This window comes from uncultured Nostoc sp. (assembly GCF_964247315.1).
Classification (GTDB): Bacteria; Cyanobacteriota; Cyanobacteriia; order Cyanobacteriales; family Nostocaceae; genus Nostoc.
The window spans coordinates 1-12962 of the sequence record NZ_CAXTTT010000094.1 but is presented as its reverse complement, the minus strand read 5'-3'; the positions used below and the strand labels follow the sequence as shown (position 1 = coordinate 12962).

Genomic DNA, 12962 nt, shown 5'->3' with positions numbered 1-12962 from the left:
GGGTTGAGAAATGAAACCCAACATTGAGCGTTAATTGTTGGGTTTTACTTCGTTCAACCCAACATACAATTATCTTGGTGGCTCATGGCTCTGCTCTTAGGGGAGTGCCACGTTTTAAAGTTTCAACAATTTTAGATTCCAGACTATCGATATTAACCACCAATTTTAACTTTATAGAATAAAGTCAGACTGTACCCTCTGCAAAACTGTCGATAATCTTTAGCATTGTTTTGTCACCTAAGCCTTTGATCCGATCAACTACATTGCTGAAAGATTTGAATTTACCATTGTCACGCTCACTGATTATTTTTTCAATTATTTTAATATTGATACCAACCCGTCTCAACTTAGAGGTAAGCTCAGATACACCCAAAGTATTAAGTGCCTCCAATGGTTCCATTGGTTTTGGAATTCGATTTTCAATTTCCTTCAGTCTGTCATTAATATTTTTAATTTCATGTTTAAACTCTGTCTGTAATTCAAAAGTGCGGTTTTCAAAACGTGATTCAAGGTTTGTTACGCGAGACTCTGTGTTGCTAGACCGTGATTCCATATTTATTAAACGGAATTCAATACTATCTGAACTAGCAGTTACATGGTTGGGAATAAACGCTTTTGATTTTCTAAATAATTCTACTTGCTTTGTTAAAGTTTCCTCATTTTCAGACTCAATTATAAATACTCCAATCATCTCTCCTTTACGAATATCTATTTCTCTAGCTCTAGCCGCAGCATAATACTCAAAGTCGCCATCGACTACTTCAAAAGATTGCAAACTTGTTCTGCGGACTACAATAGGGTTAACAACACCTTCAGATTCTAAAATTAACTGAGCAGCTTGTTCTAGCTCATCATCTGCAAAATTTGAACGAGGCTTGCTGGAGGTAATTTTCTTGACAGCAACAAGTGAAGTAGATAGTTTCATTCATCTAATCCTATTTTTTGTAAAACTTCTATTGCTAGTAACTCAAATTCTTGTGCAGCAATTGAATCTGGCTTAAAATCAAGTACAGATATGGGATCAGCTATCTCCATATCTCCTATAATCAGAAATTTTTCGGCACATTTCGCTAAATCATCTCTATCATAAATTACTGTATCCATGACTTGAAGATCATACCGTTTCGGAATTGCTTCTAGTCTTTTAGGTAAAGTATGTTTCACAAATTGATTGTTAGTAAATATCTTACAAGCAAGGACACCTAAAATTTCAATAGGAGGTTTCCTTATTTGTTTTCTAAATGTATTAATACCTTTTATAAACTCTTTAACGTTTGTTAATCCTTGGTTTGCAAAAGGTTTGAGATCAGATGGAATAATAAGATAATCAGAGGTAATCAAAGCAATTCTCGCATACAGATTGAGTGATGGTGGAGTATCTATAAGGACAACATCATATTTATCTTTTACAAATTCTAACTTCTCAATAAGTACCAGTCTACTACCCTCAAGAGCATTTAAATCAGTTTCATTTCTCATCAAATTGATGTGTGCAGGAACAACATCAATCTCAGGATTGCAGAAATTAGATTTTCTGGCTACTTCCGAAATAGGATACAATTCTTCAGATTGTAATACTTGGAGAAGATTAGAATCCTTAATATCATCAAATTCTTCATCATCAAATTTGACTAAACCTGTGGCAAATGTAGTATTAGCTTGGCTATCAAAATCAATTACTAAAACTCTTTTACCCTTTTTTCTAATAGCAGCAGCTAGGTTAACTACTGTTGTTGTCTTCCCAACGCCGCCTTTGTTGTGATAAACTGCAATTATTTTCATTGAATGTTCTCTCTTGATTTCTATAATTGAATTATTCCCATGTATTTGAATTTCAAAATCATCTTTAGACTGTCTATTTGTGAAACCTTCCCTAGCAATTAAACCTTTAATTTCCTCTATCCTTGCCTCAACTTCCTTCCCAGAACATTGAAATACTAATTGAATATCATATTGTAATTTTTGATAAATTCTAATCTCTTTGCCATTAGTCAGTAATCCATACCTGACATTCAAGCTGGTTAAATAATGCCTGAGTCGGAGGACATGATTATTTAAGTTTTGTTTGGGATGCTTGGCTTCCATGACGACACTCAGCGGTGAGTTGGCATCTAAGACAAAGGGAATCACTTGTGCGGCAAATGCTAAAAAATCTAAGCGGATGCTACCAACGGCAACTTCTTGATGCCAGGTGTCAGGAGTATAACCTAGCTGTGGTAGCAAATATTGCACTATGAGTTTGCTTTCAACTTCGCTTTCGTTACGGCACAGCTCAGGATTAAAAGGCAATATTTTTCTACCTCTAAATAATTATTGGACTTGGGACAAAACTTGATATTTGCTAGATTATGGCATAGCCTTAATTATGTTGAGTGATAGAAATCACTTATAAAATTTAAAAAATATCATAAAATTAGTACTTCTGCTGATAAAGTAACCAATTTTCAGAGCTAGCCATATTTAAAATTAACAGGCTACGTATAATAGTTGGCTTAGGCTTTTCTTTGGGTAAGTTAGCCTGGGAGTTTAGTAGTGAGAACGCCTGTTTTGAACTGCGCTCAGATTGGTCAAAAGCTAGTTTTTTGAGCGCTTATAGCTCTTTATTAGCCATTTGGGTTTGCTGCTGGGATAGGGGATAGAAGATAGTGATTGCATCTTGGGAGTGCGATCGCGCGAGTCTGTATGCTGAATCTGAAAGCGCCACCTTTACGACATTAGAGAATACGTTGCACTCTTAATGATATGCTTCATTTTACAGACAGATAGTATTGCATTGAAACAAGTAATTTAACTAAGTGCTTAACTGTACTTATCTGACTGCTGAAACACTCTTAGCAGAAAGGAGCAAATATGAGGCGTGTTGCTGTCTGGAGCGATCGCAGTAATCTAGTCTACCAGGGTTGTGATGCCGGAGTTTGTTTAAATGTAGCAATCGACATCAGTTTTTGTCGCAGAATGGAATCCATCCACAGTCTCATATTTTAATGAGCGATCGACGGTTTCGCTGCGCGGAACAGTTTTTAAATTCTCTCTTTTAGCAGTCGGAATCTAAATCCAAATTAGGTGTACTGATAATAATCAAGCGAAAGGAGGAATTTTTAATGCCTCAGACTCAAAAACAAGGAAAACCAACAGATAGTCAGCCGAACCTAAACGATCCACAGCGTATAGAGTTGAGTGCAATGTATTAACCCAGAGATTTTTTAAAGATGAGTTTATTTGGGTAAAGCCACGCTTCAGATGAAAGATGAATCTAATGATAAACAAAATAATTAGACATATAGAAAATTTCCGGCGGCAAAGTTAGAGCCATTAGGCTTTCTTAATCCCTTGGATTGAGAAGGAAAAATTATGTAGCACATACATTTAGCTAATTAACATTTTGTTTCATCCTAAAAAGCGATCGTCTACTTAAATACTTAAACTGTTTACTCGCAAATCCAGTATTAGTTATCGTACTAATGCTCACAGCATTAACGAGTGGTTGTCAAAAAAACGATCCGGCAGCGAATGCTCAAGGCCCGCCACCATTGGCGGTGAAACTTCACAAAATTGACGCAGGCACAATCGAAGAAAGTTCTGTGTTTGTCGGATCGTTGGAAGCACAGCAAAAAGTCACGCTACAGCCCCAAACTCAGGGACGAATCGAATCGATTCTGGTGTCGAGTGGTCAGCGAGTGCAGCAAGGTACACAGATCGCATCCTTGAGTTTAGATCAGACTCAGGCTGATGTTGCCAGTTCGATCGCTGCGGCTAGTTCAGCGCAAGCAGCTTTATTGACGGCTCAAGCACAACTTCAACAAGCCGAAGCCCAGCGAACTAAGGCCGCGGCAAATGTTCAGCTGCAACGGACACAATTCAATCGTAACCAACAGTTAGTCAACGAAGGAGCCATAGCCAAACAAGAGTTAGACATTGCCAGAAATAATTTACAAGCGGCGATCGCAGACTTGCAAGCCGCAAACAAACAAGTTGCGGCATCAGGTGCAGCCATTCGGCAAGCACAGGCAAATGTACGCCAAGCCCAAGCCAGCACGGCTGCCTCACAAGTTAACCTTAATTTCAAACGAGTGGTAGCACCGATTACTGGCGTAGTCGGTTTTTTTCCAGTGAAAGTGGGAGATTATGTCAACACTGGACAAACAATTACCACGCTGACGCAAAACGATTCACTGGATCTCAATCTTTCTGTACCCTCAAATCGATTGAATCAATTGCGAACTGGATTGCCCGTTCAATTGCTCGATCCTACCACGCAGCGGCTGATTGGCACGGGCGCGGTCAACTTCATTTCTCCCTCAGTCAGTTCCGATCAGCAGTCAATTTTGAGCAAGGCGCGCTTTCGGAATTCACAAGGGCGACTGCGCGATGGGCAATACGTTCGAGCTCGGGTGATTTGGAATCAACAACCAGGTATCTTGATTCCCACCACCGCAATTTCTCGCGTTGCCGGACAAAATTTTGTGTATATTACCGAAAACAAAACCGTAAATGGCAAACAGCAGCAAGTTGTGCATCAGCGTTTAGTGCGCCTTGGTGACATTCAAGGCGCAAACTATCAAGTCCTCTCAGGACTTAAATCCGGCGAAACGATCGTGACTGCTGGCATTCTCAAACTTAGAGAAGGCGCACCAATTCAACCGCAATCCTAAATCCAGGACATCTGATCATGTCGATTGCCAACACCTTCATCAAACGCCCAGTATTAACTACCGTTTGTACCTTAGTGATTCTGATTGTCGGTGGCGTGTGTATTCCGCTACTGCCACTCAATTACTTGCCAGATATTGCGCCGATTCGCGTTCAAGTCTCAGCCACCTATACTGGGGCGGATGTGGAAACCGTAGAAACTGCCGTGACAACTACGTTGGAGCGACAGATTAACGGCGTTGAGGGAATGCAGTACATGACCTCGAACAGTTCAGCAGGTAGTAGCCAAATTTCAGTGTATTTCGGGTCACAGACGGATAAAAATATTGACCAAGTGAACGTGCAGAATCGCATTGCCCGTGCTACACCTCGCTTGCCAACGACCGTGCAACAATTCGGTGTGACAGCGCAAACGTCTTCAACCAGCATTTTGTTAGTGTACGCGCTTTATCCCCAAAATAATGAGTATGACGCGCTGTTTATTAGTAACTATATTGACCTCAATTTGCGGGATCAACTGCTGAGAACACCGGGAGTTGGGGATATCACGATTTTTGGTGAAAAGGAATATGCGATGCGGTTGTGGCTCGATCCAAATGCACTGGCGAGTCGGCAATTAACCGTGACAGATGTGGCAACGGCACTGCGATCGCAAAACATTCTCGCCGGAGCCGGAACGTTGGGTCAACAGCCTGTGCCTCCAGGTCAAAGTTATGAAATTCCCCTGCGAGTCAATGGTCAATTCAAAGATGCATCAGGATTTGAGAATCTCGTCATCAAAGCCGGGAGTGATGGCAACTTAATTAAACTCAAAGATGTCGGTCATGCCGAACTCGGCTCGGAGACTTACGCTAGTAATGCCAGAAATAATGGCAAGTCGGCGATCGGCATCGCAATTTATCAGTTACCAGGTAGTAATGCGCTGGATGTGGCGAAAAATGTAGAAGCGCAAATGAATGAACTGATGAAAGAGTTTCCGCCCGGATTACAAGCCAAGATTGTTTACGATACCGTTGGGTTTGTGCAAGCATCACTCGAAGAAGTGGTGAAAACCCTTGTCGAAGCGATCGCATTGGTCGTGCTGGTGATTTTTCTGTTTCTCCAAGACTGGCGAGCCACAATTATTCCGATTGTTGCAATTCCAGTTTCGCTGATTGGCGCATTAGCATTTGCTTACGCGTTTCGATTCTCGTTAAACAATTTGACTTTATTTGGTTTAATTTTGGCGACAGGATTAGTCGTAGATGATGCAATTATCGTCGTCGAGGCAGTCGCCCGCAAAATTGAACAGGGAGTGCGACCGTTTCAAGCGTCAATCGAGGCGATGGAGGAACTTACCGGAGCAGTGCTGGCAACGTCGCTGGTGTTGATGGCGGTGTTTATTCCAGTAGCGTTTTTTCCGGGTTCGACTGGGAGAATGTATCAGCAGTTCGCGTTAGTAATTGCCTTTTCGATCGCGATTTCAGCGTTTAATGCGCTTTCATTCAGTCCCAGTATGTCTGCGATTTTGCTGCGTCCGCCACGACCCAAACGCGGCCCGCTTGGCTGGTTTTTTAACAAATTTAATCAAATTTTGGCATGGATCGTTCAACGATATCTAGCGATCGTCAATTTTCTGATTCGCGTTCGTTACTTTGTGATTGGATTGTTTGTGGTCGGTTTAGCTGCGACTTATTTTATGTTCACCCATGTTCCGACCGGATTTGTTCCGAGTGAAGATCAGGGCATTTTGTTAGGCATTATTCAAGCCCCGGATGGAGTTGCTCTTGGCTATACCGATCGAGTACTCGAAAAAGTTGAACAAGTTCTCCAAAAAGAACCAGAAATTAGTAACATTTTTGCGACTTCAGGATTTGGGTTTGCAGGCAGTGGGTCAAATCGCGGCGTGTTCTTTGCTCAGCTCAAGCCGTGGGAAGATCGCAGTAAATCCGATCAAAGTGCGTCTGCAATTTTGACCCGAATTAATGGCGGATTTCAAGGGATTCCCGAAGCCGTAATCACCGCAGTCAGTCCCCCACCAATTCAAGGCTTTAGTACATTAGGTGGATTTGAGTTGCAGCTTGAAGACCGCACCAACGGGCGACTGACAATTGATGATTTTTTCGCCAATGCCCAAGCGGTTCTAGCACAAGCGAATCAAAAACCAGCCCTCAAAGGCGGTGTGTTTACGCAGTTTACTGCCAATACCCCACAGTTTCAAATCGACTTTGATCGCGATCGCCTCGAAGCACTCAACGTCAATTTTCAGGATGCTGTTAGTACACTTGGAACCGCCATTGGTTCGCAGTATGTCAATGATTTTATCCTCGGACAGCAGAGCTATCGCGTTTATGTTCAAGCAGACGGCAACTATCGGCGCTCGCCAAATGATATTCGTCAGCTTTATGTGCGATCGGCAAATAATCAAATGGTGCGATTGAGCGAGATGGCAACACTCACGCCGATTACAGGCCCATCTGTAATTAATCATTATAATGGCTTCCGCGCCATCGATTTGCAAGGCAGAGAAGCATCGGGTTACAGCAGTGGACAAGCAATCCAAGCAATGCAGCAAGCGGTGAGCCAAGCAGCAACACCGGGAGTTGGTAGTGACTGGATCGGAACTGCCCGCGAAGAATTAAGTGCAGGTAACTTGGGCATTCTCATTTTTGGCTTCGGGATCATTATGGTGTTTCTCACACTTGCCGCTCAGTATGAAAGTTACATCGATCCCACGATTATTTTGTTGACCGTACCGTTGGCGTTGTTAGGTGCGTTGAGTGCGCTGGCGTTGCGCGGTTTGGTAAACGATGTCTACGCGAACGTGGCGTTGGTAATGCTGATTGGACTTGCCTCGAAAAACGCTATTTTGATCGTCGAGTTTGCTAACCAAGCCTACGAAGGGGGCATGGCGATTCGAGAGGCAGCCTTGACCGCAGCCGAAGAACGGTTTCGACCAATTGTCATGACTTCGAGTGCGGCATTGCTGGGATTTTTCCCTCTAGTAATCGCCACCGGAGCGGGTTCTGCCTCACGCTGGTCGTTGGGAACGGCTTTGTTTGGCGGGTTACTCGTGGCAACGATTTTGAGTTTGCTCTTTGTTCCAGTGCTGTATGTAATCATTAAGACTTTGGAAGATCGCTTCTTGAAACATAAACCTGCTAATCGCTCCCAACCACCATCTCCAGATGGAAACGAGGATGGACAATCAAGAACGATGCCTTCTCCTGACGGAGACGCTTCTCCTGACGGAGACGCTTCTCCTGACGGAGACGCTTCGCAAACGCGAACGCGAACGTCTTCTCCTTCAGAGACGCTAACGCCAACGACGAACGCTCATCAACATTCATCTGTGATTATCAAGCAAAACACTGATGAGAACAGACCTAATGATTCGAGTAATTGAAAAAGGAAATAGGAAATAGGGAGTTGAGGATTGGACACAAGAGCACCAGAGGAAAGACTGACTACAACTTATCCCCTGCCCCTCTGCCTCCTCTGCCCAACTCTGCTTTCTATTACAAGAGATAAAGATTAAGTTACAACTTTGGGAACCGCTGAGACAATGTAGAGAATCTTCTGATTATTTAGCAAATTTATAAGCATTGGAGCAGAGCAAATGAACGCTAAATTAATCGCTTTCTCTGGCTTGGTGACAGGATTTGTGGGTGCAGGAATTGGTTTTATTACTGCTAGTTTACTTCCTTGCCCTTACACCAGTCAAATGTATCAAAATTTGGAGCAAAAATACGCGATCGTTGGTGCAGTTGCTGGCTTGCTGATTGGTTCTAGTCAAGAAATGATTCGAGAACTCAAGCAAGAGCGGGATGCGGAAGAAGACTTGCTGCGAGATTTCAACAAAGCTATTCACTCAAGTACAGATAAAGGAAATTTATCATCACAGTTTTTTGACAAGGACTAACAGCTAGTTTAGTACTCAGCTTACTTAATTGACGTTTAACAAATCAAAGCGATCGCGCAGGGCAAACGCATTTAATAATTTCTCCTTTATAACAATTTTTGCCTCTGTTGCTAGTAAAATTCAAGAATAGCTAGAATCATAGTGTTTACCTATTTACCCTAAAGGTATTGGCTACTGTATCTTGTCCCCGTTGCCATCAACTAATTGATAGTCAAGCTATTAGTTGTCCCTATTGCCGGACTATACTTAAAGCTCACGGTCATCCCGGTATTCCATTGCACCGCGTTGCTGGGGATGGGTATCTGTGCGACACCTGCACCTATCACGCTGATGATACTTGCAATTTTCCTAAACGTCCCTACGCCAAAGACTGTACACTCTACCAAAATATTGAAGAGACAAAATTAGAGTTGGAACAGCAGCGTTACACTAACAGTTTTGCAGTAACTGTCAAAAGTTGGGTAAAACGCAATCAGGCTTTATTGTTGCTATTAGGTTTATTATTGGTATGTTTGTTGTTCGTTATATTAAGGTCTTGATTTGGGTTTAGTGGGGAGTAGGGAGCAAGGGAGGCAGAGGAGCAAGGAAGCAGGGGAGCAAGGGAGAAGTTGCAGTAAGTTTTTCCCCTCTGCCCCTTTGCACTTCTGCACCTCTGCCATCTTGTACCCAATCCCCACTGCCCATTCCCTAACCTTCAAGCTGTGATGATGTTGGATGCTTCTGCAATAGGTTCAATTTGTATCGGTGGCGCTTTTTCCTCAAAGGTAGCTAAGTCGAACCAAAAGGTGGTGCCAATACCGACTTCACTTACTAGATAGACTTTACTACGATGTCTGTCGATGATATTTCTGACAATCGATAAACCTAAACCCGTGCCTTCTAGGGTGTGAACTCGATTTTCTACGCGGAAGAAGCGTTCAAAAATTGAGTGTTGATCTTCTGTGGCGATGCCAATTCCAGTATCGGAAATTTCAATTCGCACTGGTGCAGATTCGGTGTGACTGGGCTTGAAATCTAGTTGGTAGGCGCGGATTGCTACTTTACCACCGGCTTTGGTGAATTTAAGCGCATTACCAATCAGGTTGCCGAACACTTGTACTAACAGATCGTAATTACCTAATACTAACGGTAAATTAGAGGCAACCTCTTGAACAAGTTCAACACCTTTATCTTTTGCGTTGAGTTGGTAAGTACGCAGGGTTTGCTCGATCGCTTGGGCTAAATCTACGCCATCAAAGCTGTAGTTGCGACCAGATTCGAGTTTTGACAAATCCAAAACATCGTTAACTAGGCGAGTTAGGCGATCGGTTTCATGGTTGACTGTTTGCAGAAACTCTTGCCGTTCTTGTAAAGCTAAATCTTCGCCGTAGTCGTGCAGGGTTTCAATATAAGTTTTAATGTTAAATAGAGGCGTTCGCAGTTCGTGAGAAACGTTGCTAATAAATTGACTTTTTGCCTCGTTTAGTTCGACTTCACGGGTTATATCTTGAATAGTAATCGCAATACCTTTGATGCTTTCCCTTTGCAGATTGAGTACTGTAGTCAAGAGAATGCGGATCGTCCGCGGAGTGGGTTGTTTAATAAAAATTCGGAATTCGGCGCTTTCGCATTCGCCTGCTGCCATTTCGTACAAGGGACGGGTGATTTCGATTTGTACTGATGCTGGCAAGTGATGTAAGACATTGCAACCTACGACATTAGCCGCTTCCCAGCCAAAAATTCGCTCTGCTGTGGGGTTGACTAAAATCACCTGCATGTTGTTGTCAATCAACACCGCACCATCTGCGATCGTTGAAACTAGGGTTTCTAGCTTGGCTTTTTCTGCGGTTAGTTCTTCAATATTCTGTTCTTCATAGCGCTCTAATCGCTCTGCCATTTCATTAAAGCTTAAAATTAATTCCCCCAGTTCGCCCCCTAAAGGTAAATCAATGCGCTGCTTAAAATTCCCGGTAGCAATTTGCTTTACTCCAACTAGTAGTTCTTTAATGGGCTTGGTGATGGTCAAGGCGTTAATCACTCCGGCCAAAATCACCATTACCCAAATTGTGATAAAAACGGCAATGGTGACATCGCGGGTAAAATTGGTGGAGATAACAGCGGTCTGATTGGGGTTGATCCCGATCGCTAATACACCTAAGTATTTTTTATTGACAATCAGAGGAATAAATACATCGGTAACTATTCCATCTGGGGTCGTGTGTTGCCGCACCATCGGCTTTTCCCCATCACCAGGGTAATCTTCTGGCAGTTGTATCCGCCGTTTAATGGTAAGGGAGTTTTCTACCTCAGCTTCCCAAAAAGGAATGCCAAAAAAGATTTCCCCGTTTTCATCGGCATAAAGCATATAACGCACGCTAGAGGTGCTGCTATAAAAGCGTTGGGAAAATTGGGCAACCTCCGTGAGATTATTGTCCGCGATTAAGGGGGCAACGTTAGCAGCAAGTAGCAGCCCTAAGTCACGACCAAAGCGGGTGTCATTCATCCGTGCATCTTGCTGAATTGTATTCACAGCCCAGAAGGTCAAACCACTCATCACTAACGAAACTACCATTGTGGCCACAGCCAGCAGTTTGGTCTGGAGGGTGAACTCCGACCACCAACTAGCGATCTCATCTCGAATTGTTTTGAACAGAGTTAGCATCTTAAATAAAGTTGTTAGTAGTCTTTGTTATAAAGCCCAACAACTAAAAAATTAACAGTTAATTTGACAAATATGTTAGGGGAACGGGGAATAGGGCATGGGGCATGGGGAATAACTCCTGACTTTGCCAATTTTGGATTATAGATTTCTCCTTCAATCCAAAATCCAAAATTGAATGACTTCTAACTCTTTACTCTATGCCCAATATCTCTCCGGTAATACATTCCCTGAAACTGAATATGTTTGATACTAGCGTAGGCTTGGGCGATCGCTTGCTCAAAATTTTCTCCGATTCCCGTCACATTTAATACTCGACCTCCATCTGTGAGTATTTCTTGTTGCTGGTTCAACTTTGTACCTGCATGAAATACAATTGCTCCGGTTGCCTCTGCTTCTTCAATGCCAGTAATCACCTGCTCCTTCTCATATTCTCCTGGATAACCACCGGAAGCGGCAACGACAGTGGCAGATGCTCCCCCCTTCCAAGCAATGGGCGGCAATTCACTTAATCGCTGCTGTACGCAGGCTAGAATCAACTCTTCTAGCGGTGTTTCTAACAGTGGCAAAATCACCTGGGTTTCAGGATCGCCAAAGCGACAGTTAAATTCTAAAACTTTCAAGTCGCCATCGGGTGCAATCATTAACCCAGCATACAGTACGCCTCGGTAATCAATGCCTTTAGCTCTTAAGGTGGCGATCGCCTTTTCTAATACTTCTGTTTGAATGCGTGCCATCAACTCTGGCGTAGCGATGGGTGCGGGGCTGTATGCTCCCATCCCGCCAGTATTTTCTCCTGTATCGCCGTCACCAATCCGCTTATGGTCTTGAGCTGGCAACAAGGGTCTAATTGTTAACCCATCGGTCAACGCTAAAACTGACACCTCTTGCCCAATCAAACATTCTTCAATGACGACAAATTTACCAGCACTGCCAAATTGTCCTTGAAAAATTGCATCAACGGCACTTTCTGCCTGTGCAACTGTTTCAGCTACCGTTACGCCCTTACCAGCCGCCAAGCCATCAGCTTTGACAACAATGGGCGCTCCTTGATATCTGACGTAAGATTTTGCTGCTGCAACTTCCGTAAATACCGTAGATCGGGCCGTCGGAATCCCTGCTTCTTGCATTAGGGCTTTTGCCCAAGCTTTACTCGCCTCAATTTGCGCTCCGGCTCTGACTGGGCCAAATACCATCAATCCTTTGTCTTGGAGGTAATCTGTGATTCCTTTAGATAGGGGGACTTCTGGCCCAACAATTACCAGAGTTATGCCATGTTCTAGAGCATATCGGCTCATCCCCTCAAAATTATCTACTGCTAAGGGCAAGTTTTGGCAACGTTCCATAGTTGCTGTGCCCCCATTCCCTGGTACACAGACAACTTGCTCAATTTGCTTAGATTGCAACAGTTTCCATGCCAGAGCGTGTTCGCGCCCTCCATTACCAACAACTAAAACTTTCACTGATTTCCTCGTGCGTCCCTTGCAAAATGAGAATACCTGATTCGACTCTCGCGGATCAATTTTTTCATCAATTCTTACACTTGTGCAAGTCTTTGGTGATTTAGTATACTTCTTGCAAAATTCCCCTAACACTCCACCCCCAGCCCCTCCTGCGGGGCTGGTGTTACACAAGTCGAATTACCCCCCTTAATCCCCCCGATGCATTGGGGGAAAAAAGAAATCTAGTTCCCTCCCCTTGGAAAGGGAAGGGTTAGAGTGGGGTAAAACTGACACGAAAAACCAGGTAAGTAAACTATTTCAGACTTGTGTA

The 12962-nt window shown here is 43.3% G+C and carries 8 protein-coding genes; 4 read left to right on the top strand and 4 right to left on the bottom strand.

What is annotated here, in order from left to right; translation table 11 throughout:
• Positions 1–184: 184 nt before the first annotated feature.
• Positions 185–925: a ParB N-terminal domain-containing protein gene (locus tag ACFE93_RS24375; RefSeq protein ID WP_375477060.1), complete on the bottom strand. Its 741-nt coding sequence runs from the start codon at positions 923–925 to the stop codon at positions 185–187.
• Positions 922–2289 (bottom strand): AAA family ATPase, encoded by a 1368-nt coding sequence (locus ACFE93_RS24370; protein WP_375477058.1) that lies wholly within the window; start codon positions 2287–2289, stop codon positions 922–924. The genes ACFE93_RS24375 and ACFE93_RS24370 overlap by 4 nt, the downstream gene beginning before the upstream one ends.
• Before the next feature lie 1172 nt (positions 2290–3461).
• Here ACFE93_RS24370 and ACFE93_RS24365 point away from each other — a divergent pair.
• The 4 genes from ACFE93_RS24365 to ACFE93_RS24350 all read left to right on the top strand — a co-directional run bounded on the left by ACFE93_RS24365 (position 3462) and on the right by ACFE93_RS24350 (position 9090).
• Positions 3462–4652 (top strand): efflux RND transporter periplasmic adaptor subunit, encoded by a 1191-nt coding sequence (locus ACFE93_RS24365; protein WP_375477056.1) that lies wholly within the window; start codon positions 3462–3464, stop codon positions 4650–4652.
• Positions 4653–4669: 17 nt separating this feature from the next.
• Positions 4670–8035, top strand: a complete 3366-nt coding sequence (locus tag ACFE93_RS24360) for an efflux RND transporter permease subunit (protein ID WP_375477054.1) — start codon at positions 4670–4672, stop codon at positions 8033–8035.
• Between the two features lie 213 nt (positions 8036–8248).
• Complete coding sequence (locus tag ACFE93_RS24355; RefSeq protein ID WP_375477052.1) at positions 8249–8551, top strand: hypothetical protein; 303 nt, start codon at positions 8249–8251, stop codon at positions 8549–8551.
• A 167-nt stretch (positions 8552–8718) separates the two neighbouring features.
• Positions 8719–9090, top strand: a complete 372-nt coding sequence (locus ACFE93_RS24350; RefSeq protein ID WP_375477050.1) for a hypothetical protein — start codon at positions 8719–8721, stop codon at positions 9088–9090.
• 155 nt (positions 9091–9245) lie between these two features.
• On the opposite strand, the gene nblS is transcribed toward ACFE93_RS24350, so the two are convergent.
• Both nblS and purD read right to left on the bottom strand, forming a co-directional pair.
• Entirely contained in the window at positions 9246–11192 is a 1947-nt protein-coding gene (gene nblS / locus ACFE93_RS24345) for a two-component system sensor histidine kinase NblS (RefSeq protein ID WP_375477048.1), read from the bottom strand.
• Between the two features lie 182 nt (positions 11193–11374).
• Positions 11375–12652, bottom strand: a complete 1278-nt coding sequence (purD, locus tag ACFE93_RS24340; protein WP_375477047.1) for a phosphoribosylamine--glycine ligase — start codon at positions 12650–12652, stop codon at positions 11375–11377.
• Positions 12653–12962 lie beyond the last annotated feature (310 nt).

Coding starts and splice junctions, on each gene's coding strand:
- ACFE93_RS24375 (WP_375477060.1), bottom strand. CDS start 925: ATGAAACTATCTACTTCACTTGTTGCTGTCAAGAAAATTACCTCCAGC.
- ACFE93_RS24365 (WP_375477056.1), top strand. CDS start 3,462: ATGCTCACAGCATTAACGAGTGGTTGTCAAAAAAACGATCCGGCAGCG.
- ACFE93_RS24360 (WP_375477054.1), top strand. CDS start 4,670: ATGTCGATTGCCAACACCTTCATCAAACGCCCAGTATTAACTACCGTT.
- ACFE93_RS24355 (WP_375477052.1), top strand. CDS start 8,249: ATGAACGCTAAATTAATCGCTTTCTCTGGCTTGGTGACAGGATTTGTG.
- nblS (WP_375477048.1), bottom strand. CDS start 11,192: ATGCTAACTCTGTTCAAAACAATTCGAGATGAGATCGCTAGTTGGTGG.